At 62.1% G+C, this 23,071-nt stretch carries 15 protein-coding genes; 9 read left to right on the top strand and 6 right to left on the bottom strand.

Annotated features, from left to right (window positions below; translation table 11 throughout):
• Positions 1-25: 25 nt before the first annotated feature.
• From OVA07_RS18255 to OVA07_RS18240, 4 genes are all read left to right on the top strand, one after another.
• Positions 26-1,888, top strand: coding sequence for a methyl-accepting chemotaxis protein (locus tag OVA07_RS18255; RefSeq protein WP_268173115.1), 1,863 nt, complete (start codon positions 26-28; stop codon positions 1,886-1,888).
• 132 nt (positions 1,889-2,020) lie between these two features.
• Complete coding sequence (locus OVA07_RS18250) at positions 2,021-2,362, top strand: hypothetical protein (RefSeq protein WP_268173114.1); 342 nt, start codon at positions 2,021-2,023, stop codon at positions 2,360-2,362.
• A gap of 165 nt (positions 2,363-2,527) precedes the next feature.
• A complete protein-coding gene (locus OVA07_RS18245; RefSeq protein ID WP_268173113.1) occupies positions 2,528-4,924 on the top strand; it encodes a TonB-dependent receptor in 2,397 nt (798 codons plus the stop codon).
• Between the two features lie 67 nt (positions 4,925-4,991).
• Positions 4,992-6,041 (top strand): nuclear transport factor 2 family protein, encoded by a 1,050-nt coding sequence (locus OVA07_RS18240; protein ID WP_268173112.1) that lies wholly within the window; start codon positions 4,992-4,994, stop codon positions 6,039-6,041.
• 67 nt (positions 6,042-6,108) lie between these two features.
• On the opposite strand, the gene maiA is transcribed toward OVA07_RS18240, so the two are convergent.
• From maiA to OVA07_RS18215, 5 genes are all read right to left on the bottom strand, one after another.
• Positions 6,109-6,750: a maleylacetoacetate isomerase gene (maiA, locus tag OVA07_RS18235; protein ID WP_268173111.1), complete on the bottom strand. Its 642-nt coding sequence runs from the start codon at positions 6,748-6,750 to the stop codon at positions 6,109-6,111.
• Positions 6,743-7,432, bottom strand: coding sequence for a fumarylacetoacetate hydrolase family protein (locus OVA07_RS18230; RefSeq protein WP_268173286.1), 690 nt, complete (start codon positions 7,430-7,432; stop codon positions 6,743-6,745). The genes maiA and OVA07_RS18230 overlap by 8 nt, the downstream gene beginning before the upstream one ends.
• A 5-nt stretch (positions 7,433-7,437) precedes the next feature.
• Positions 7,438-8,487, bottom strand: coding sequence for a gentisate 1,2-dioxygenase (gene gtdA / locus OVA07_RS18225; RefSeq protein WP_268173110.1), 1,050 nt, complete (start codon positions 8,485-8,487; stop codon positions 7,438-7,440).
• Positions 8,488-8,500: 13 nt separating this feature from the next.
• Positions 8,501-10,168: a glycoside hydrolase family 3 protein gene (locus tag OVA07_RS18220; protein WP_268173109.1), complete on the bottom strand. Its 1,668-nt coding sequence runs from the start codon at positions 10,166-10,168 to the stop codon at positions 8,501-8,503.
• A gap of 204 nt (positions 10,169-10,372) precedes the next feature.
• A complete protein-coding gene (locus OVA07_RS18215) occupies positions 10,373-12,775 on the bottom strand; it encodes a TonB-dependent receptor (protein WP_268173108.1) in 2,403 nt (800 codons plus the stop codon).
• Between the two features lie 297 nt (positions 12,776-13,072).
• On the opposite strand from OVA07_RS18215, the gene OVA07_RS18210 reads away from it, so the two are divergent.
• From OVA07_RS18210 to OVA07_RS18200, 3 genes are all read left to right on the top strand, one after another.
• A complete protein-coding gene (locus tag OVA07_RS18210; protein ID WP_268173107.1) occupies positions 13,073-14,419 on the top strand; it encodes an MFS transporter in 1,347 nt (448 codons plus the stop codon).
• Positions 14,420-14,518: 99 nt separating this feature from the next.
• A complete protein-coding gene (locus tag OVA07_RS18205) occupies positions 14,519-15,604 on the top strand; it encodes a LacI family DNA-binding transcriptional regulator (RefSeq protein WP_268173106.1) in 1,086 nt (361 codons plus the stop codon).
• Between the two features lie 34 nt (positions 15,605-15,638).
• The gene (locus tag OVA07_RS18200) at positions 15,639-16,691 is read left to right on the top strand and encodes a LacI family DNA-binding transcriptional regulator (RefSeq protein WP_268173105.1); all 1,053 of its coding nucleotides are present in this window, start codon (positions 15,639-15,641) and stop codon (positions 16,689-16,691) included.
• A 92-nt stretch (positions 16,692-16,783) separates the two neighbouring features.
• Here OVA07_RS18200 and OVA07_RS18195 read toward each other — a convergent pair whose 3' ends face one another.
• Positions 16,784-19,198 (bottom strand): TonB-dependent receptor, encoded by a 2,415-nt coding sequence (locus OVA07_RS18195; protein WP_268173104.1) that lies wholly within the window; start codon positions 19,196-19,198, stop codon positions 16,784-16,786.
• Positions 19,199-19,379: 181 nt separating this feature from the next.
• Between OVA07_RS18195 and OVA07_RS18190 the strand changes: the two genes are divergently transcribed.
• On the top strand, positions 19,380-21,158 hold the full coding sequence (locus OVA07_RS18190; protein WP_268173103.1) for an arylsulfatase: 1,779 nt from the start codon (positions 19,380-19,382) through the stop codon (positions 21,156-21,158).
• Complete coding sequence (locus OVA07_RS18185; protein ID WP_268173102.1) at positions 21,155-23,062, top strand: sulfatase-like hydrolase/transferase; 1,908 nt, start codon at positions 21,155-21,157, stop codon at positions 23,060-23,062. The genes OVA07_RS18190 and OVA07_RS18185 overlap by 4 nt, the downstream gene beginning before the upstream one ends.
• Positions 23,063-23,071: the final 9 nt, after the last annotated feature.

Raw genomic sequence — 23,071 nt, 5'->3', positions numbered from 1 at the left:
CCGTTTTTCGCAAGGAACCGCAACCGTGTTCGACCGCATGAACATCCCCCGCAGGCTTGGCCTCTCCTTCGTCGCTGTCAACGTATCGGCAGCCGTGATGATGGTGGTGTTCGGAGCCAGTCTGGCGATGGTGTCCAGCATCACCGTCAGCAACACTGAAGCCCAGGCAATCCTTGCCGATGCGCTTTCGCTGGAAACGGCGCTGCTGCGGCAGAACAGCCAGATGCGCGGGTTCCTTGTCACGGCAGACCCGACTTATCTGAAATCCTATTACGAAGGGCGTGACGATTACGACAAGACTTCGGCTGCGCTGGAAACCCGGCTGACCGACCCTGCCATGCAGGAACGTGTCCGGCAATCGCGCGCCGAAACCCTCAAATGGCGCGAAAACTGGGGCGACAAATATATTGATGTCGTAAAATCAGGTCAGCGTGATGCCGCGCAGGAAGCGATCCGCGCCGCTGGCAAGGCTGTGCTGGTCAGCGATGCAGTGCTGCCCTTGCGTGAAGTGCGCGATGCACAGACCGCGTTGATCGCGTCTGACACGGCCACACAGGAAAACGCCATCCTGTTCGCGTGGATTGCGCTGGCGCTGGGCGGGGCCACGATGATCGGCCTGACGCTGCTGCTGTCGCGCAAGCTTTCACACGCCATTGCCACGCCGATTACCGAGCTGACCGCCACGATGTCGGCGCTTGCCGATGGCCAGAGCGATGCGCCGATTCCCGGCACCGACCGCGCGGACGAACTGGGCGCGATGGCGCAGGCGGTAATGATATTCCGCAATGCCGCGCTTGAACGCGCCCGCGCCGTGGCAGACCGCGAACAGGCCATGGCCAAGATCGGATCGCACCTGCATGCGGTGGCCAACGCCAACCTTGCGGTGCGCCTGTCCGATGTGCCGCCCGCGTTCCAAGCCGTGGCCAGCGATTTCAACGACGCGATGGAACGGCTCTGTCAGGCCATGGGGCTAGTGCAGGACAGCATCGTGGCCATCAACCTGACCTCCACCGAAATCCAGCAGGCCACCACCGACCTTGCCAACCGCAGCGAGCAGCAGGCCGCCAGCCTTCAGGCGTCGTCATCGGCCATGGACCACCTGACCATCCAGATCGAAGACTATGCCAAGATCGCGGCCGAAGTCAGCGGATCGATGGTCGAGGCGCGCGGCGAGGCCGAAAACGGCGGGCTGGTCGTCAGCAAGGCGATCGAGGCGATGGACAACGTGGAACGCGCCAGCGCAGAAATTTCGCAGATCACCACGATGATCGATGGCATTGCCTTCCAGACCAACCTGCTGGCATTGAACGCCGGGGTGGAAGCTGCCCGCGCGGGTGAGGCGGGCAAGGGCTTTGCCGTGGTTGCATCCGAAGTGCGCGCATTGGCCCAGCGTGCAACCGAAGCCGCCAACGCCATCAAACAGCGCGTCGACGCCGTTACCAGCCATGTCCGTTCGGGCGTATCGCTGGTCAACGAAACAGGATCGGCGCTGGAAACCATCATTGGCCGCGTCGGTGCGGTGACCGCATCGATCTCTACCATTGCCGAAACGGCGGGCGAGCAAAGCCTTGCCCTGCGCAAGATCAACGAAGCCATCGGCGCGATGGACCAGATGACCCAGCAGAACGCTGCCATGGTGGAAGAAACCAACGCCGCGACCAAGAATCTGACGCAGGAAGCCACGCAGCTTTCGAAAGCTTTCGCCAGCTTCCGCATCAGCGACCGGCCCGACGGCGGACGCGGTGCCCTGGGGTATGCCCCCATGGCGCCAGCACCTGCTCCGACGCCAGTCTATAACCCGGCCCCGGCCCAGCGCCTGCCCGCCCCGCGCAGCGTCCCTGCGATCAGCGGCAATCTGGCGATGGAGGAAGACTGGTCGGATTTCTGACCGCCGACAGTTTTCCAGCCCATGGGCGGGCGTGCATAGCGCCAGCGATCCGCGCCCGCCAAAACACCAGCTTTCAACCGCGTGCGCCTGCGCGATAACCCATCTTCATAATAACCAGATGGGAGAATGCTGATGTCTGTTGCCGCCGGACTTACCGCGCGCATGATCGTGCTGTTTTTCATCGGTGCCGCAGGGCAAGTGGGCGGAAGCCTGCTGCTGGGCCGCACCGATGCCTTCCGCAATCCGGGCTGGAGCGTGGCCTGCCTTGCCATTTACATGGTGTCATTCTGGGCGCTGGCCACGATGTTGCGCGAAGGTGGGCCGCTCAGCCTTATCATGCCCGCGCTGGCCGCGATCGTGCCGATCGTGACCATCATGGTCGCCGTATTCGTGATGGGGGAAGCGGCAACATGGACCCGTCTGGGCCTGTTGACCCTTGCCTGTCTGATTATCGGTTATGCCGGCACCGTATAACCCGAAATAGCCTGCGCGCGCCTGCCTGCAAAGGCCTGTCCAAACGATCAGTAGGCAGGCGCACGAGTTCCCGTCGATAAAACCGGCAGCATCGCCGGTTATTTCCGATTCGATGCCCACGTTGGGGTGACCGCGATCAACAGCGGCGCATTGGGAGGGAACGACATGAGGAATCCACACGCACATCTTCTGCTGGCCGGGCTTTCGGCCATTGCCGTGGCAGCAGTTCCGGCTGCGGCACAGACGGCAGCGCCGCAGGCCGAAGACGCCGTCAGCACCGGCGGCATTACCGAAATCATCGTGACCGCACAGAAGAAGGCTGAAAAGCTTCAGGACGTGCCCATTTCCATCGCCGCTCTGGGCGGTGATGCGGTGGAAGCGATGAACGCGGTCAACCTTCAGGCACTGCAGGGGGCGGTCCCCAACGTCGAAATCGGCACGTTTTCCAATACGCCCAACAACGCGGTGTTCACCATTCGCGGCATCGGCGTGATCGAACCCGATCCTTATGCCGGCAACACCGTGGGCATCGTCAACGATGGCGTGCCGCAGTTTTTTTCGATGGGCGCGCTGCTGGACCTGTTCGATGTGGAGCGCATCGAAATCTTGCGCGGGCCGCAGGGCACGCTGTTTGGCGCGAACACCACCGGTGGCGTGGTCAACGTGGTCAACCGCCAGCCTGAACTGGACAAGCTGGGCGGCAAGGTGAACCTGAGCTATGGCAATTATGACCACCTGACCGCCAGCGGGGTCATCAACGCCCCGCTGGGCGAAGGGCTGGCCGTGCGCCTTGGCGTGAACCATGACCGCCGCGATGGTTATGTGACCAACGTGGTTGACGGATCGGACATGGGCCGTCGCAACGTGACGATCTTCCGTGGCGCGCTGCGCTATGAATCGGGCAATTTCGATGCCACGATTTCGGGCGAATATGCCCGCGCGCGCAACGGATCGCCCATCGTGGTGGCGGGCAATCTGCCGGGCGAGGCCGAATTCGTGCCCGAAGGCTTTCTTGGCATGTATCGTTCGCCCTGCGCGCCCGCAGGATCGGTGTGCAAGGCACCCGACACGTATTTTTCTGCGCAGGATGGCGGGATCAACGGCGATCTGCCCGACCTGTCGAACATGGACACCTATCGCGGCAGCCTGACGATGAGCCTGTCCGAAACCGCGCTGGGCGATCTGACATCGATTACCGCCTACAAACACCTGAAGCTGTTTGAATTTACCGATCAGGACGGCGCCCCGATTCCGCTGATCGATACCAAGCGCGGCACTAAAGGCTGGCAGTTCAGCCAGGAATTGCGCAGCGATATCGACATTGGCGATGTGGGCAACGCCACGCTGGGCGCGTTCTACCTGAAGACGCATTACGACCACTATCAGAACCTGCGCATCAACTTTGCCGGTGGCGCGTTCTACAACACCGCCGCGCAGACTTATGTGCTGGGCCTGCCGGGGCTGTATCAGCAGAACCTGCAGGATCAGGACAACCATTCGATCTCGGCCTTTGCGCAGACCTATTTCGACCTGACCGACAAGCTGCGCCTGCAAGCGGGCGTGCGTTACACCCACGAGGAAACCAGCATGCTGGCGTCTACAGAAACGCGGCTGGCCACGGCGACGGCCAACTGGCTGGCAGCGCTGGGCGCGGGTGCGGCAAATCCGGGCACGCCCGGCTTTGCCGATCTTGACGGCACCAACACCGTGCCATTCGGCGGCGGTCTGGTGGCCCCGCCGCGCGGCACGAAAAGCTGGGACAACGTGGGCTGGAAGCTGGGCCTTGATTACAAGGTCAACGATGACGTGATGCTTTATGGCTATTGGGCGCGCGGCTTCAAATCGGGCGGTTATACCGGGCGGATCGGCATTGCGGACGACCTTGGCCCTTATGGCCCGGAAAAGGTCGACACGTTCGAAGCCGGGATCAAGAGCGAGTTTCTGGACCGCCATGTCCGCCTGAACGTATCGGGCTTCTATACCAATTATCGCGACATGCAGTTGGCGCAGATCTACTTCAAGGGCAGCGGTGCCAATCTGGTGCAGGGCAACACCATTCTCAACGCCGCGAAATCGACCATCAAGGGCTTTGAAACCGAACTCACCGTGGTTCCGGTGGAAGGCATGACGCTGAACGCATCGGTTGCCTACCTCGATGCCAAGTACAAGACGTTCGACTTCCTGCTGCCCAGCGGCGCGACGCTCGACCTTTCGGGCCAGCGTTTGCAAAACGCGCCGAAGTGGGCCAGCTCGCTTGGCACGACCTATGAATTTGCCATGGGCGGTGATCTGCGCGGGCGGTTCTCGGCCACCTACAACTACACCGGTGAAAAGCTGCTGACGTCGATCATCGATACACCGCGCGCCACCATCCGCGCGCAGCACATCGTCAACGCCAACTTCGATGTGAAGGTGGGCGAACGCTATACGGTGGGGGTCTGGGCAACCAATCTGCTCGACAGCCGCTACATCAACTCTGTGTTCGACAGCCCCGGCACGCTGGGCCTGACCAACTATGCCCAGCCGCGTCTGTGGGGCGTTTCGCTGAAAGCGGAATACTGACCTGATCCTCCCTGCCCCCGGCCATGTCACCAAGTGGCCGGGGGATTTTTTTGGAAAAGCGAGGACCATGATCGCCAGGGAAGAATTCATTGCCCGCCACGCCATTGCCAATGTGCTGGCGCTGCACAGCAGAGGCGTGGACCGGGCTGACGCCCATCTGCTGGGCGCGGCGTATCACCCCGATGCCACCGTCGATTACGGCTTCTTTGCCGGGCCTGCGACAACGCTGGTCGGCATTCTGGCCGATGCGCAAAAAGGATCGCTACCCACCGCACACCGCACGTCCAACTGCTGGATCAGGGTGAATGGCAACGCCGCCACGTCGGAATCCTATGTCATCGCCTATGTCGAAGAGGCCGACCTGCAACGCTGGGTCTATGGCCGATACCTTGACCGGCACGAATGCCGCGATGGGGAATGGCGCATTGCCCACCGTGCCTATGTGATGGATGGCAACAGCAACCGTCCGTCCACCGCCGCGCGCACCGATCCGCCGGTCGCGTTCGACCATTATGTGCCCGAAGGCGGCAAAGGTGCCGCCGACGCAGGCCGCGCTCTGCTGGCCTTCCATGCCGCCGCTGCCAAGGGAACCCCGCCGATGACTGCAGTTGCAACTGACCGTGAAGCCGCGCTGGACGCTGCGCTTTCTCGCGCCGAAATCCATGACTTGTGCATGGCCTATGCGCGCGGGGTGGACCGTGCAGACGAAAGCCTGCTCGCCTCGATCTTTACTGAAGATTCGACCGTGATTTCAGGCGTGGTCAACGGCAGCGGCAAGGATTTTGCCCGCGATATCTGCGCGTTTGTATCGGCCAATCTGGAGATGTGTTTCCATTCAGTCGCCAACGAATGGATCGACGTGCGCGGCGATGAAGCCGTGGGCGAACACTATGCGCTGGCGCAGATGGTGCAGGCCGGAACCGAAGTGCTGACTGGGGGCCGCTATATCGACCGCTATGTGCGGCGCGATGGCAAGTGGCTGATTCTGAGCCGGACTTTCGTGGCCGACTGGAACCATTCGCACCCTTCAACCATGCAGCGCGACGGCTTTTACGAAGCGCTAAGCGTGCGCGGGTGTTTCGGGCGCGAAGACCCGATCTACGCGCATTGGGGATAGAATTTGGGGGGATAGAATTTGGGGAGATAGGAAAAAGGGCCGCCTTTGCAGGTGGCCCTGATTCATTTCAGCCCTCGGCGTCGGCCTGTTTGTCGGGCGCGGCGTCGATGAAGGCTGGCAGTTTCATGCATTCCGCCTCAACCGCGGCAATCCGCCCGAAACCGAACTTTGCGCCAAAGCGGCGGGCATTGCCAAGCTGGGGCACCAATACGATATCGGCCAGCGTTACCTGATTGCCGAAGCAATAGGGGCCGTCATTGCCTTCGATCAGCTTTGCAAAAGCAGAAAGGCCGCTTTCGATCACTTCTGCGGCCCATGCATTTGCTGCAGCTTCATCCAGCCCGCGTTTGCGCAGCATTTTCAGAACTTTCAGGTTCTGCACCGGATGAATGTCGCAGGCGATGACTTGCGCCGCGGCGCGCACTTTGGCGCGGGCCAGCGCATCTGCGGGCAGCAGGGCGGGTTCGGGGTGAACATCGTCCAGATATTCGCAGATCGCCATGCTTTGCGTCAGCACATCATCGCCCACGACCAGCGCCGGAACGAAACCTTGCGGGTTCAGCGCAAGATATTTCGGCGCGTTCTGTTCACCCAGGCGCAGGTGATGCGCAACGCCCGTCCACGCCAGCCCTTTCAGGCCCAGCGCAATACGCACGCGCCACGACGCGGTTGAGCGCCAGAAGCCGTGGAGGACGAGTGCGTCAGTCATGGGCAAGATCGCCAATGGTGACGACCGTATCGGTCAGCCCTGCGATGGAAACCACCACTTCGTCACCCGGCTTTACCGCGCCAACGCCAGCGGGCGTGCCGGTATAGATCAGGTCACCCGGTTCAAGGCGATAGCCGCGTGAGATGAAAGCGATCACTTCGGGGACCGAGTGGATCAGATCGGCAAGGTCGGCGTCCTGCTTCACTTCACCGTTCACGGTCAGGCGGATCGAACCGGTGGCCATGGCGCCGGTTTCGGCAATGGGGTGAACAAGGCCCAGCGGCGAGGATTCTTCAAAGTTCTTGCCGGTGTCCCACGGACGCCCCTTGGCGCGGGCGTCAAGCTGAAGGTCACGGCGGGTCATATCAAGGCCGGTGGCAAACCCCATGACGTGATCCAGCGCGTCTTCCACCGCGATATTGCGCCCGCCCTTGGCAATGGCAATTACCAGTTCGGCTTCGTAGTGGTAGTTCGCGGTCATCGGCGGATAGGCAATGGTCGCCCCCGACGGCATGATCGTTTCGGCCCATTTGGTGAAGTAGAACGGCGCTTCGCGGTCGACCTCAACGCCCATTTCCTTGGCATGGTCGGCATAATTGCGGCCGATGCAGAACAGGCGGCGGACCGGGAATTCCTGGCCGTCGCTGGTCTTGGCAATGGTGGCAGGCTGGGGATCGAACATCAGGGTCAAAGCAGTTGCTCCCGGTAGAGATCGAGCTTCTGTTGCGAAGCCTTGTCGGAATAGGCGAACAATACGGTGTCGTGCCGCGCGTGAAAACGGTGTGGAACCCACGACGGGACTACCACGATATCGCGCGGGTTGAGCGGGATTTCCTTGTCACCCAGCAGCAGGGTGCCTTCGCCTTCGACCACCACGAACACGGTGCCGTCGGTCGACTGGCGCGCGCGGGTTTCAAACCCTGCGGGCAGCAGGCGGACATGGGCCGAAATGGTGGACAGCACCGCCCCGCCGTCCGCCGGGTTGAGGAATTCCAGCGCGTGGCCGACATGCGGGTCAATGTCGGCGCTGGCTGCCAGTGCATCAAGCGCGGGACGCCAATCGGCATAACGATAGTGGAACAGCGGGCGATTGGCCGGGCGACGATCTGCCGCGCTGCCCCGCAGCGGGCGCAGGTTGTGGCCGTAGCGCGCCAGCGTGTCGCCCGGAGGCGCGGTTTCAGGGTGGGCGGCCACGTCAAGCCGTTCGGCAAAGCTTGCGTCGAACAGGCGCACGGTGGGAATGTCGAGACCATCGAGCCAGATCATCGGCTGGTCGGTCTGGTTGCCGTGGTCGTGCCACTGGCCCGAAGGCGTCAGCACCAGATCGAACGGTTCCATCACCGCCTTTTCGCCATCAAGCGCGGTAAACGCCCCGCTGCCTTCCATGACAAAGCGCAGCGCATTCTGTGTGTGGCGATGGCAAGGGGCGACTTCGCCCGGCAGGATCAACTGAAGCCCGGCATAAAGGCTGGGCGTGATGGCGGACTGGCCCGGAATGCCGGGATTTTCCATGATGAGCACACGGCGTTCGGCCTGTTCGGCACTGATGATATCGCCCGCGCGCATCAGGAAATCGCGCACCTCGCCAAATGACCAGCGCCACGGCACGGCGGGCGACACCGGCTCTGGCGTGACCAGCGCGTGCAGGCTTTCCCACAACGGGGTCAGGCTTTTGGGAGCCATCTGTTCGTACAGCGTTTCAAGCTGGGCGCGCTGATCGTTGGGCTGACTGGTCATGCCATCAGATCCTTCAGTAACGAAGCTGTTCGGTGCCGCAGAACGCATCGACCGGGCTTTTGCCGGTGATCGGCGCATTGCCGGTCAGGCGACTGACCATTTCGGTCTGCACCGGGGCGATGGAGCTGTAGGCATTGACGCAAGTGGCCATCTGCGGGGCATCATACAAGTAATAGGGCTGACCGAACGACAGGAGCGCGGTGGGGATTTCGCGCGGATACTGGTTCATCGCCTTGCGCATGCCGCCGTGCAGCTTCACGAAATCAAGGTAGATGCGTGATGCGCTGGGCGTGGCTTCCTGTCCGACAAGGTAGAGCACCAGATCGGTGTCATCGCGCGTGGGCGGAGCGTCGGTATCATAAGGGCGCATGTCGAACCCGCGTTCGCGCATACCCTGAATGAACGGGTCATAGCTGCGCGCCAGCGCGCCATCCCAGAAGCTGTAGCCTTCTTCGGCAAAATAGACGACGCGGCGGTGTTTGGCCGGGTTCAGCGGCAACAGGCTTTGCACATCCTTGACCAGCGTGATCGACTGGCCGCAGGCATCCTGCGCAGTGTCCGCGTGCACAGGCGTTTGCAGCCGTTCGCGCATTTCATCCAGCGGGGCAAGGCGCGCTTCGGGTGCGCGGGTGTGCAGGCCCAGCTTGGCTTTGAGCGAGAGGATGCGCGTGACCGCTTCATACAGGCGCGCTTCAGACAGTTTGCCGCTACGCAGGCCATCGAGCATGAAGTTGTAGTCGCGTTCGGGCGCGCGGCTGAACAGGAACATGTCGCAGCCGTTTTCGATGACCGCAGGCACGGTTTCGGACCGTTCCATCCATCCGGTCAGCCCGCCCATGCCGGTGGCATCGGACACGACAAGGCCACGGAAGCCCAGTTCGTCGCGCAGCAGATCCTTGTTGAGCAGGCGCGACACGGTGGCAGGCTGGAACGCTTCACGCCCCGCATCGGGCATGCGCGCGCGGATATAGGCGGGCAGCGCGATGTGCGCAGACATCACTGTCATCACCCCATCGTCGATCACGCGGCGATAGATGCGGCCGAACAGTTCGTGCCATTCATCCACCGACAGCGGGTTGACGCTGGTGACAAGGTGCTGGTCGCGGTCATCAAAACCATCGCCGGGCCAATGCTTTACGCAAGCCGCGACGCCTTCTTCCTGAAGCACGCGGATATAGGTACGGGCCTGCGCAATCACCGTTTCGGGATCGGACCCGAATGAGCGGGTGCCGACGATGGCGCTGCGGAAGGCCTTGTTGATATCGACCACCGGGCCAAACGACCAGTCATAGCCCAGCACGCGGCTTTCACGCGCGACAAGGCGGGCGATGGCTTCGGTCGTGGCCAGATCATCGCACGCGGCAAGGCCCATCAGGTTGGGGACGGCGGTGGCGAAGGGATAGCTGATCGTGCCGCCTTCGATATCGCCGGTGAAGATCGGCGGCACAGCGCTTTGCGTGACCGCGTGCATCGTGGCGTGGCGAAACGCGGCAAGATCGAGCGTGGGGAAACGGTTGATCCCGCCGGGCTTCAAAGCCAGCAGCGGGGCCAGTTCTTCTTCGCTATCAAGCGAGGTGGAGAAGATGAAAAGCTGACCGACCAGTTCCTCGACACTCATCGCATCGCGGGTCTTCGCAACCCAGTTAGCGCTATCATCGTCAAGCGCGAGCGGATCGTTCAAGAGGGTTTCGCAGTCAGCCACAATCGGTGCTCCGGAATGTTCAAACCTGTACTGCCATGCGCCGCGTGCCGGACGTGGGAGACTCGCCCGGCATAGTGTCGGCATGGAGGAGCCGGTGCAAGGCGCATGGCAGCAGGGTATCGCCCGCCGCCGTGCGGCAGGCAATGTGGCGGGCAGAACCGGATGGCTCTGCCCGCCTGTTCATCAGAAACGAACGCCGATGGTTGCGCCGAAGTAACGGCTGGCGTCCTTGTTGTAGGTGCCGACCAGATCGAACGGGTTGGCCGTCGTCGACATCAGCGAGTTGTGGCCGATGCTGGTCAGGTAGTTGGTGTCGAACAGGTTCTTGGCGAACACGGTCAGGCTGTAACGGTTGTCCGGCGTCGAAATGCCGACCGTTGCATCGACCAGCGTATAGGCAGGCTGCACCGTCAGCGGATCGAGTTCCGCGGTGAAGTTCTGCGCGCTGGTGAAGTTGACCGCAACCTGTGCGAAGGCATTCAGGCTGTCACCTTCATAGTCGTAACGCGGGCTGACGTTGATACGCCAATCCGGGCTGGCCTGAAGTGCGCGGTTGCGCAGGTTCTGCATCGGCGTGGCACCAGCGGCGGTGCGATAGCAGATGTTGACCGGAGTGCCAGTCAGCACTGGCGCTGCCGCCTGCTGCTGGATCGGGCAGTTCAGACCGTTAATGTTGATCCGCGACTGGGCATAGGTAACCGCAGCGTTGATCGAGAACCCGTCCGTCGGGCGCAGCGTGGCTTCGATTTCGAAACCGCGCGAACGCGACGAACCGGCGTTGGTGGTCACGAACTGGATGACGCCCGTGGTCGGGTCAGACCGGTTGGCCTGGACCTGCAGGTTCGAATAGTCCGACTGGAACAGCGCGGCAGCAATGGTCAGGCTGCGGTCGGCAGTGCTGCCCTTGAAGCCGATTTCATAGGCGTTCACCCATTCCGGCTGCACGGCGGTCTGGTTGGCCAGATCAGCCGAGATTTCCATCTCGTAACCCAGACCCTTGTAGCCGCGGGTATAGGTTGCATAGACCTGTGCGTTGCGGTTGAATTCGTACTGCAGACCAGCCTTGCCGGTTACCGCCGTATCGCTGGCCGTGAACGTGCCGCTGACCGGGGGATTGCCGGGGAAGATGTTGTCGCCAGCAACGATCGGCGCGATACGGGCGCCGCTGTTGGTGCCCTTTTCGTACTGAACGCGCACGCCGCCGATGGCGCGCAGGCCGCCGGTGATGAGGTAATCAGCCTGGGCAAAGGCAGCGATGCTGTCCTGCTTCAGGCGAATGCTGCTGGCCGACGACTGCCACACCACGTTGGCGGTCGCGCAGGGCTGGCCCACGGTGCCGGCGGTGCAACGCGCGCGGCGACGGTCGAACGGACGCAGGATGTCGCTGTGCATGTAGAACACACCGACGACATAGTTCAGATCGTTCTTGCCGTTGCTCGACAGGCGCAGTTCCTGGCTGATCGCGTCGATATCCACGATGCCGTGGTTCTGGGTCCAGTAAGTGTAGGGCGCAAACGCAGCCGTGCCGAGGTAGATCGGCGAGGTCGAATTGATGCGGTCGATCGGCTGGTTCACTTCAAGGAAGTACTTCTGGTACGCGGTCAGCGACGTGAGTGTCGCCGGGCCGAGATCCCAGTCAGCCTGCAGCGAATAGGTTTGCGCCTTGCTGTTGGCGTAAGTGTTGGTGTCTTCGTTGACCGTGCGGTTTTCACGGCTGGCTTCGATCGGGCCGACGACCTGCTGCAGCAGCGGGTTCACGATCGAGATGAGCGTGGATGCACAGCAGTCCGAGTTCATCTTGCGATATTCGCCGGTCAGCAGGATGTTGAGGTTATCAGCCGCATCCCATTCCAGCTTGCCGCGAACGCCCCAGCTCTGCGTGCCGTTGACCCAATCCTGAGTGCCAAGGTTGTAGGTCACGCCCTTGACGTCGTTATAGAAGCCCGAAACGCGGGCGCGAACCGTGTCGGTCAGCGGTGCCGACAGCGTGGCGCGAGCGCGATATTCATCGTGTTCGGCAACGGTCACGTCGCCCTTGAATTCCAGATCATCGGAAGGACGCGCGGTGGTGACGCTGATGACACCGGCCGACGCGTTCTTGCCGAACAGGGTGCCCTGGGGACCGCGCAGCACTTCGACGCGCTCGATATCAGCAAGGTCAGAAAAGCCCTGCGCCGAACGCACGGCAACAACGCCATCGACCACGACCGAAACCGACGATTCAACGCCCTGACCAAACAGCGCGGTGCCGATGCCGCGAACGCGGAAGCTGGTGTTGGTGGGGTTGGCGCCCTGCTGATACGACAGCGACGGAATGGCCTGAACCAGCGAGTTGGTGTCGTTGATCTGGCGCTTTGCCAGCGCGTCCGACGTAACGGCGGTCACGGCCAGCGGCACGTCCTGAAGACGTTCTGCACGCTTTTGCGCGGTGACGACGATTTCGCCAGGTGCCACATCTTCGACCACTGCTGCGGCAGCATCGTCAGTCTGCGGCGCTGCGTCCTGCGCAAAGGCAGGCGTGGCGACAGCCGTTGCGACGCCGAGCGCGAGCACGGACGCAAAAGAGGCACGGAAAATCACTTTCACGGGTATCACTCCCCCATAAAGCGGCTGCGGCGGTTTTGGTAACCGGGCCTGCAACCAAGGCCCCATCCACCGTGGACGGGGTTCGAATCGATTTGCATTTACCGCTAAACCAGATTCGCAAGCTCACCGTCAATCGGATAGGTTTAGCGCTATTCCGCAATTGGCGGATGTCGTGGCATTTGCGCCACACCCCTATATTTGCGCTTGACTAACACCGTGTTTGCAGGATTTTTAGCGTTAAACCTGTGGTGCGCCGAATCCGTACCGGGCATATGCTTACGCCGGGGAGAGGCGCACATGACGGCTAGAATTGAAGATCAGGCGGCTGCGCAAGTGTGGCCATCTCCGCGTCAGGCATGGTTTGCCGCAGGCATGCTGGCCCTTGCCAACACCCTTGCCTTTGTTGACCGGCAAGCGCTGGCCCTGCTGGTGCAGCCGATCAAGGACGACCTTGGCGTCAGCGACACGGCGATGAGCCTGCTTTACGGCCTCAGCTTCACCATGTTCTATGTGCTGGTCGGCATTCCGGTGGCGCGTCTGGCCGATCGGGCCAACCGTCGCAATATTGTGGCGGGCGCAATCTTTATCTGGAGCGTGGCCACCGCATTGTGCGGCGTGGCGCGCAGCTTCACCACCCTGTTCATCGCGCGCATCGGCGTGGGTGCGGGCGAAGGCGGGCTTGGCCCGGCGGCTTATTCGATCCTGTCGGATTATTTCCCCAAGGACCGCCTGCCCGCCGCGATGGGCGTTTATCAGATGGGCATCTACGCCGGCGGGGCATCGGCTCTTCTGCTGGGCGGGCTGCTGTCCACCGTGGTTCCGCCGTCCAGCGATGTCGTTCTGCCGCTTTTGGGCGCGGTGCGCGGCTGGCAACTGGTGTTCCTGATGCTGGGCCTGCCCGGCATGCTGTTGTCCATCGCCATGCTGCTGGTCAAGGAACCGGTGCGCATGGGTGCGCGCGCGGCAGAACCCAGCCCCGCGCTGGCCGATCTGTTCGCCCATGTGCGCCGCCACTGGCAGGCCTATTTCGGCATCGGCATCGGCTTTTCGCTGATGATCCTGGTCGGCAATGCCACCGGTGCATGGATTCCGGCCTTCCTTCAGCGCAAATATGGCCTGACCACGGCGGAAATCGGCGGCCTTTATGGCACGATTACCGCCATCTGCGGGATCAGCGGCACGCTGGCTGGCGGGTTTATCGCATCGGCCCTGCGCAAGCGCGGTTATGACAAAGCCAACCTGCTGGTCGCGCTGTTCGGTTTTACCGCGCTGATTCCGGTCACCTCCACGTTCACCCAGATGGGCGACTACCGCGTTGCGCTGGGCATGATCGGGGTAATGAATTTCCTTGCCGGGTTCAACTTCGGCGGCGGCCTTGCCGCACTGCAGGAAATCACCCCCAACCGTATGCGCGCATCGGTTTCGGCGGGATATATGCTGCTAATCAACATGATCGGCGCGGCAGGCGGGCCAGTGGCCATCGCGCTGGTCACCGACTACTGGTTTGCCGATCCGCAAGCCCTGCCCGATGCCATCAGCATCGTGTGCATGATCGCATCGCCGCTGTCGGTTGTGGCGCTGCTGGTGGGCCTGCGCGGTTATGCCCGCGCCATTGCGCCCGGTTCGGATGCATCGGCGGGGTAACGGCTATTGCCGGATGAAAATCATTGCCGGATGAAAGTCAGGGCATAAGCACGATGCAACGGGGGGCGGATTTGCCCGGCATGGGGAAAGAACAGGCGAATGGCGCGGGGTGCGCGTAAGAAAAGCCAGTCGATCACGATAGAAACCGTCGCCCGCCTTGCCGGGGTTTCGGCCATGACCGTTTCGAACGTGCTGAACAATTCCAAACCCGTGCGCGAAGCCACGCGCGAGGCGGTAATGCGCGCCGTGGCGGAGCTGAACTATACCCCCAACCTTGCGGCAAAATCGCTGGCCAGCGCCGATACCACGCGCATTGGCCTGCTGATAAGCCGGGATGAATTTTCGTTCATTTCATCGGTTCTGGGCGGTGCGGTTGAAGCCACGACCGCCACCGGCGCACAACTTTTGCTGCAACGGCTGGACGTGCAGACGCCCGCAGCAATTCTTGCCGCGGTTGACAGCCTTGTTGCATCGGGCGCGCATGCCATCGTGCTGCCGGGCCTTTATGCAGGCTTGATCCTATCAGCCATCAAGGATGACCGTGTGCCGGTTCCTGTGGTCGCAGCATCGCCGGGCAAAGCGCTGGAAGGGGTCACATCGGTCCGCATCGATGACGAAGAAGCCGCGCGCGAAATGACCGCCTATCTGATCGGCCTTGGCCACAGGCGCCTTGGTTTCCTGCGCGCGGTGCCCACGCACCTGATCCACCATTCGCGCTATGACGGATTCGTCCGCGCGCTGGCCGATGCAGGGTTGCCGCTGGACCACAGCCTTGTCATCACATCCGCCCTGTCGTTCGATGGCGGGATGGAAGCAGCCGCCGCGTTCCTTGACCGGGATGACCGACCCACCGCCATTTTCGCCAGCAATGACGATACCGCGTCAGCCATTGTCGCCATGGCGCACAAGCGCGGCATCCGCGTGCCCGAAGACCTGTCGGTGGCAGGGTTCGACGATAGCCCGCTGGCAAAACGCATGTGGCCAAGGCTGACCACGGTGCGCCAACCGATTGCCGAAATCGCCCGGCGCGCCACCGAACTGGCCGTGGCGCTGGCCCGAAGTGGCGCGAACGGCACCGAAACAGCACCACAATGCCTTGAACACCAGATCGTCGCGCGCGAAACCACGGCGCGCCCTGCCTCCACCTGCCGGCGTCCTCCTGATTGCCAAGTTGATATCGATTGATATGGTTGACGGCGGAAGGACGCACGACAGGCAGATGGCAGGCAAAGTAGCAACCATTCAGGACGTTGCCTTGCGCGCCGACGTTTCGCTGAAAACGGTGTCCCGCTTCATCAATGGTGAAACCAATATCCGCCCCGCCCTGCGCGAACGGATTGCCGCCGCCGTGCGCGAACTTGGCTATCAGCCCAAGCTGGCCGCGCGGCAGCTTGCCGGCAATCGCAGCTATGTCATCGCGCTGATCGCGCTGGCACGGGCGGGCAGCTATAACGCGCGGATGATGATTGCTATCGGGTCTGCCGCGCGCGCAGTGGGTTATCATCTGGTGACAGAACTGATCGACCCGGCAGACATTCCTGCCAATGGCGATTTCCACATCCAGCTTTCGCTGCGCCCGGACAGCGCCATTCTGATCCCGCCCTTCCCCGATAACGGCGCGATCCTGGACTTTCTGGAACGTCAGGGCATTCCCACCGTGCGAGTGGCGGCGGTGCATGAAGGTTACGGCACGCCCATCCGCGTGCACGATGAAACCATCACCGCAGACCTGATCCGCCACCTGATTGCGCTAGGCCATCGCCGCATCGGCATTGTTGCCCCACCCTTGCCAGAAAAAGCGTCGGAAACGCGCATCGCAGGATATCACCGCGCGCTGGATGAGGCAGGAATTCCCGTTGATCCGCTGTTGATGGTGCGCGGCACGTTCACCTTTTCATCAGGCGTCGACGCTGCAAACAGGCTGCTGGCCCTGCCGCAGCGCCCCACCGCCATTTTCGCCACCAGCGATGAAATGGCCATGGGCGTGATGGCCCGTGCGCAGCAGATGGGATACCGCATCCCGCAGGATCTGGCTGTGGCCGGATTTGACGATTTCCCCGAAAGCCGCTTGTCCTATCCGCCGCTGACAACGGTGCGTCAGCCGATCGACGCCATCGCCCGTGCCGCCGTGTTTGCCGCGACCGGACGCGGTGGCCCCGTGCCAGAACTGCGCCACGAACTGCTGGTCAGGGGATCGACCAGCGGTGATGGCGCGTTGTGTCTGGAAGCGGAAGAAGAGTCCCTGTTCTGGGCGCCGCACGCCCATCTTTGATCCGGCAACATGCCCTTAACCGCCCAAAAAAACGGGCCGGGGTGCGGCCCGGCCCGTCGAGGGAGGATTGAGTGGTTTTGCCTGCTTTCAGGTCAGAACTTGTAGCCTACCGATGCGCCGAAATAGCGGAAGGCCCCCTTGGGCAGGAAGCCGGTCAGGTTGTTCGGCGTCAGCGTCTGCGAGGTTAGCGACGATGCGTGGCCCATGCTGGTGTAGAAGCGTTCACCCGTCAGGTTACGCACGAAGACCGAGGCGCTGAAGCCGCTGTCGATCGGGCGAATGCCGATGGTCGCATCGATGGTGGTATAGCCACGCTGAACCAGCAGAGGGTCTTGTTCCAGCGCAAAGCCCACCTCGCTTTGATAGGCCAGCGATGCCGTGGCATAGGCCACCTGGCTGTCACTGATTTCGGTTTCGTAACGCGGGCTGAGGTTCAGGCGCCATTCCGGTGTGTTGGGCAGGATACCGCCGCGCACGTCCTGAATACGGCCGGAGAGCGTGCCGTTCTGCGCCCGCTGGCGATAGCAGGTGTTGACCGGCGTGGTCCCACCGAATGCCACGGTCACCGCTGCTGCCTGAAGCTGCAACGGGCAACCGATGCCATCGGCATCAAACCGCGCATGGGTATAGGCAAAGCCGAAGGTCATCGAGAAGTGGTCGTCCGGGCGCACCGTGGCTTCCACTTCGACGCCCTTGGTGCGCGCCTTGCCCGCGTTGGTCGTCACGAACAGGAAGTTGCCGGTGGACTGGTCCGAACGGTTGGCCTGCACCTGAAGGTTGGAATAGTCCGCCAGATAGGCCGCGACGGACACCGACAGCGTGCGATCGGCGTTGCTGCCCTTGAAGCCGATTTCGTAGGCATTCACCGTTTCGGGCGCGACAACCGGGTTATTGTTGAACGTCTGGTTGAATTCGGTGCCAAGGCTCTGTCCCTTATACCCACGGGTATAAGTGCCATAGAACTGGGCATTGCGGCTGATTTCATACTGAAGCCCAGCCTTGCCGGTCACCGCATCGTCGCTGCCGCTGGTGGTGCCGCTGGTCAGCGTAGCGCCAGAGAACATCGGCACATCACCGGCGAACGGCGCCGCCGCATCCTGACGGCCATAGACCTTGACGCTTTCATGCTGCACGCGAATGCCCGCAATCGCCTTAAGCCCGCCGAACAACTGATAATCCACCTGCCCGAACGCGGCATAGTTTTCGTTGTCGAGATGGGCAAAGTGGCTGCCCGATGATGCCACCTGATTGGCGGTGGGGCAAGCCGCACCCAGCGTCAGCGCATTGGTGTTGCAAGTGACGATGCGGCGCACAAAAGCACGGTCAAGGTTGAGGTTCGAATAATACAACCCGAACACATAGTTCAGCCGGTTCTTGCCATTCGACGCCACACGCAGTTCCTGCGAGAACTGGTTCAGCGTGATCGGCCCGCCGTTGACATCGAACTGCGCGTAAAAGGGCGCAGCCGTGCCGCCGGAATAGATCGGCACTGCAGTATTCAGCCCGTCCACGTCGACCTGATTGTCGAAGGCATACTTCTGATAAGCGGTGATCGACGTGATTGTCGCGCCGCCAAGGTCATAGTTGCCTTCCAGCGAATAGGTTTCCTGTGAGGTAATGCTGGTGGAACCGCCGTTGGTGGCGACCTGGGTATTGTTTGGCCCAGCCACGACCGGGAACTGCAAGGCTGCCAGTTGCGGATTGTCGGTGCGGATCGGCACGGACAGGCAGCAGTCGGCGTCGTTCTTGCTGTATTCACCGGTCGCCAGAAGGTTCAACGGGCCAAGATCAAATTCCAGCTTGCCGCGCAGGCCCCAAGATGCATACCCGTTGGTCTTGCGGCCAAGGGTGACGTTCTGGATATATCCGTCATCCTTGTTGTAGAACCCGCTGACGCGCACGCCAATCGTGTCACTGACCGGGGCAGAGACGGTGCCGTTGAGGTGGTATTCACCCATTTCGGCAACCGAGGCAGTTACCTTGCCGCTCAATTCCTTCGTCGGGCGCGCGGTGACGATGCTGATGACGCCGCCGGTGGCATTCTTGCCAAACAGCGTGCCCTGCGGTCCGCGAAGCACTTCGATGCGTTCGATATCAGCCAGATCAGCAAAGCCCTGTGCCTGACGCGCCAGCACCACGCCATCCATCACCACCGAAACCGAAGCTTCCCCACCCTGCCCGAAGACCTGCGTGCCGATGCCGCGAATGCGGAAGGTGGAATTCGACGGGTTGTTACCCTGCGTATAGGTCAGCGATGGCGAAACCTGCGCAAGGTTTTTGGTATCGGTGATGCCCTTGGCTTCCAGCGCGGCCGCATTCACCGCCGTAACCGCCAACGGCACATCCTGAAGACGTTCGGCGCGGCGTTGCGCTGTGACAACGATTTCTCCTGGCGCCAATCCGGCATCGTCAGCGCCGGTCGATTCGGCCTGCTGTGCCATGGCGGGATTTGCTCCCAGCGTCAGCGCAGTTCCGCACAAAAGGCTAAAAATCAGTGTCTTTTTCACGGCACTCTCCCTGTTCAAGCCCACATCATGCGTGTGGCGGACTTTTGCCTACCTCCAAAAAACAGCGCTGTCATTCCAAAATTGACAGCCTTGTCCGTTTTGATAGAAAGCCGCCAACAACACGCACGGCCCAACCGGCCCATGCGCATGCGAATCCAAACGTGGACTGGAGAGGAAAACAGTGTCGCGCCTTTCAAAGCTCAGAGCCTGTGCCCTGCCCCTTTTCGCCACCACGTTTGTTGCAGCACCCGCGCTGGCAAAGGCTCCGGCACAGCAACCCAATATCGTGGTCATCGTGCTGGACGATGTCGGCTTTTCCGACATCGGCAGCTTCGGTTCGGAAATCCGCACTCCGGCTATCGACGCGCTGGCGGCGGGCGGACTGCGGTTCAATCGCTTTGATACCAAGGCGGTCTGTTCGCCCACCCGCGCCGCTCTGCTGACCGGGCGCAACCCGCAGACCGTGCGCATGGCTGATCTGCCCGCGCGCAAGGTGAACCCGGCCGACCTGACGCGCGACCGGGGCGAACTGGCCCCCAATGCGCAGACCATTGCGCAAGTGCTGCACACTTCAGGCTATCAGACGCTGGGCCTAGGCAAATGGCACCTTGCCCCCGAAGATCAGGACGGCACGCCGGGTAAGAACGGATCATGGCCGCTGCAACGCGGGTTTGACAGTTTCTATGGCTTTTTCCTGGGCTGGACCGATCAGTATCACCCCAAACTGATCGAAGGAAACCGTCGAATCCCCTCACCCGACACGCCGGGCTATCACTTCTCGGTCGACATTACCGACCGTGCGATTGCCGCGCTGCCCGCCCCCGTTACCGGCGCAAAAACCCAGCCAAAGTTCATCTATCTGGCCTATGGCGCAGGCCATTCGCCCATTCAGGTACCGCGCGAATGGATAGATTCCTACAAGGGCGTCTATGAAAAGGGCTGGGACGCCATGCGCGAAGACCGGCTGGCCCGGCAAAAGGCGCTGGGCATCATGCCTGCGCAAACCACCCTTCCACCGCGCAACCCCGGTGACCGCGCTTGGGCCGATCTGACGCCTACCGAAAAGACGGTTTATGCCCGCTTCATGGCCACTTACGCAGGCTTCATCAGCCATACAGACGCGCAGATTGGCCGTCTGGTACAGCATTTGAAAGATACCGGTCAGTTCGACAACACGCTGATCGTGGTGATGAGCGACAATGGCGCCGCGTCCGAAGCGGGGCAGAAGGGCAATTTCGAACGGCTCTATGCCCCCAATACACTAACGCCCGAACAGATGCTGGCGCGGCTGGATGAACTGGGCACCGACAAGACGCAGGCCGAATATCCTCGCCCGTGGGCCATGCTCGGCTCCACCCCGTTCCGCCGTTACAAGATCTGGCCCCAGCTTGGCGGCGTGCGCACCCCGCTGGTTGTTTCATGGCCGCGCACAGTGAAGGACGGCGGCGCCATCCGCCATCAATATGTCGATGTGGTGGACATTGCCCCCACGCTGGCCGACGCCGCAGGCACACGCTTCCCTGCAAAAGTCGGCAAAGTAGCCGAACTGCCGGTGGCGGGTCAGTCCTTCAAAACAACGCTGTCTTCTGCAAAGGCACCGGGCCGCCCTGTCCAGTATTTCGAACTGCGCGGCAACCGTGCCATCACCAGCGGCAAATGGCGCGCGTTGACCATTCACAAGCAGATGACCGATTTCGAAAGCGACGTCTGGCAACTTTACGATGTCGAAGCCGACCCTTCGGAAAGCACCGATCTTGCCGCGAAGTATCCGGCAAAGGTGGTTGAACTGAAGAAGCTGTGGTGGGAGCAAGCACGCAAGTATTCCACCCCCGCGCTGGCCGAAGCGCCGGAGGAATTCCGCCGCCGCGAAAGCTTTGACGACAGTGGTGACCGCCAGCGCCTGCCCGAACACCTGCGCCCCGCCGATCCCAACGCGCCCACTCCGGAGCACGGCCAATGACCATGAACACCCGCCGCACTTTCCTGAAAGGCAGCCTTGCCGGGGCCGCTGCAGCAGCCGCTGCGCCTGCGATCAGCGCCGCACCTGCGGGCCGCCCCAACATCGTGTGGATCGTCAGCGAGGACAACAATCCCTTCATCGGCGCCTATGGCGACAAACTGGCCCGCACCCCCAACATCGACGCCATGGCCAAGGCGGGCGTGCTCTATCGCAATGCCTATTCCAACGCGCCGGTCTGCGCTCCGTCGCGCTTTGGCATTCTGACTGGCGTACTGCCTGAATCCAATGCGCCCGCCAACCACATGCGCGCCGATGCAAAGACTGCGGGCATTCTGCCGACCTATCCCGACCTGATGCGCAAGGCGGGCTATTACGTCACCAACAACGTGAAGACCGACTATAACTGCGACGTCGATCCCAAGGCCATCTGGGACGACAGCAGCACCAAGGCCCATTGGAAGAACCGCCCTGCAGACAAGCCATTCATGGCCGTGTTCAACCTGATGACCACGCATGAATCGCAGAACTTCAAGCCCACCCCCGGCGCGGTCACGCCCGATCAGGTGCGCGTGCCCGCCTATATGCCCGACACGCCGGTGATCCGGGCCGACATTGCAGGCTATTACAACCGCATGGCCATCATGGATGGGCAAGTGGGCAAACTACTGGCCGAACTGGACGCGGCGGGCCTGTCTGAAGACACCATCGTCTTCTATTATTCCGACAATGGTGGCGTGCTGCCCCGGTCAAAGCGCTATTGCTATGACGAAGGGCTGCGTTGCGCGCTGGTCGCGCGGGTTCCCGCCAAATGGGCACACCTTTCCCCGGCAAAGGCCGGCAGCGAAGTGCGCAGCCCGGTCAGCTTTATCGACCTTGCCCCCACTGTGCTGTCGCTGGCGGGCGCGGCTATTCCCAAAGTCATGCAGGGCAAGGCGCTGATGGGCCGGGCGGCGACAACCCGTGAAAAATACGCCTTCGGTATGCGCAACCGCATGGATGAACGCTATGATTTCGTCCGCACCGTATCTGACGGGCGCTGGCGCTATATCCGCAATTACCTGCCGCACCTGCCGCTGGTGCAAAATCAGGCCTTCGCCTGGCTGGCCAAGGGCTATCAGGAAATCGACCGGCTGCGGTTGCAGGGCAAACTTTCGCCGGTGCAGCAGCGCATGTTCGAACCGCGCGTGTTTGAAGAACTCTACGATACGCAGGCCGACGTGGACGAGGTGAACAACCTTGCCGACAGTCCGGCACAGGCAGGCCGCATGGCCGAACTGCGCCGCGCGCTGGACACGCACATGCTGGCCGTCAATGACAACGGCTTCATCCCCGAAGGTTCGCGTATCGAAGGGTATGTCCCTTCCCGCGTCGCCGGAGCATACCCCCTGCGCCGCCTGATGGCGCTGGCACAGGCCGCCGCGCGCGGTGACCGGCGCAAGGCAGGCGTACTGCGCGCCGCCCTTGGCGATGCGAACGAAGTGGTCCGCTTCTGGGGCGCAACCGGCTTTGCCGTGCAGGGCGCGTTCGATACGGACCTTGATCGGCTGGCCAAGCTCGCCACGTCAGACCCTGTCCCGCAAGTGCGCGTTGCCGCTTGTGCGGCGCTGGCACGCAGCGGTCAGGCAGAACAGGCCTGCCCGCTTCTGGCTGCGTTGACCGGGGCGGGCCAGTCTCGCTGGGTGCGGCTTCAGGCGCTGAATGTCCTGACCAACATGGGCGAAGCCGCGCGCCCCGCCCTGCCGCAGATTCACGCGCTGACCACCGTGAGCGACGAATACCTGCCCAATGCCGCGCGTTACCTCGAACAGGTTCTGAACGGCACCTACGATCCGGCCAAGCCCGTTTACGATCTGGAAGCACTGCTTAGCCGGGGTAGCACCAACGGCCCCAACCCCAAGGACTGATCGCACCCC

Origin of the sequence: Novosphingobium sp. SL115, from assembly GCF_026672515.1 — a bacterium.
In the GTDB taxonomy this organism is placed as follows: Bacteria; Pseudomonadota; Alphaproteobacteria; order Sphingomonadales; family Sphingomonadaceae; genus Novosphingobium.
Note: the sequence above shows the minus strand (reverse complement) of the source record. Positions and strands in the feature narration are given on the sequence as shown.

Coding starts and splice junctions, on each gene's coding strand:
- OVA07_RS18250 (WP_268173114.1), top strand. CDS start 2,021: ATGTCTGTTGCCGCCGGACTTACCGCGCGCATGATCGTGCTGTTTTTC.
- OVA07_RS18245 (WP_268173113.1), top strand. CDS start 2,528: ATGAGGAATCCACACGCACATCTTCTGCTGGCCGGGCTTTCGGCCATT.
- OVA07_RS18240 (WP_268173112.1), top strand. CDS start 4,992: ATGATCGCCAGGGAAGAATTCATTGCCCGCCACGCCATTGCCAATGTG.
- maiA (WP_268173111.1), bottom strand. CDS start 6,750: ATGACTGACGCACTCGTCCTCCACGGCTTCTGGCGCTCAACCGCGTCG.
- OVA07_RS18230 (WP_268173286.1), bottom strand. CDS start 7,432: ATGTTCGATCCCCAGCCTGCCACCATTGCCAAGACCAGCGACGGCCAG.
- gtdA (WP_268173110.1), bottom strand. CDS start 8,487: ATGACCAGTCAGCCCAACGATCAGCGCGCCCAGCTTGAAACGCTGTAC.
- OVA07_RS18210 (WP_268173107.1), top strand. CDS start 13,073: ATGACGGCTAGAATTGAAGATCAGGCGGCTGCGCAAGTGTGGCCATCT.
- OVA07_RS18205 (WP_268173106.1), top strand. CDS start 14,519: ATGGCGCGGGGTGCGCGTAAGAAAAGCCAGTCGATCACGATAGAAACC.
- OVA07_RS18200 (WP_268173105.1), top strand. CDS start 15,639: ATGGCAGGCAAAGTAGCAACCATTCAGGACGTTGCCTTGCGCGCCGAC.
- OVA07_RS18185 (WP_268173102.1), top strand. CDS start 21,155: ATGACCATGAACACCCGCCGCACTTTCCTGAAAGGCAGCCTTGCCGGG.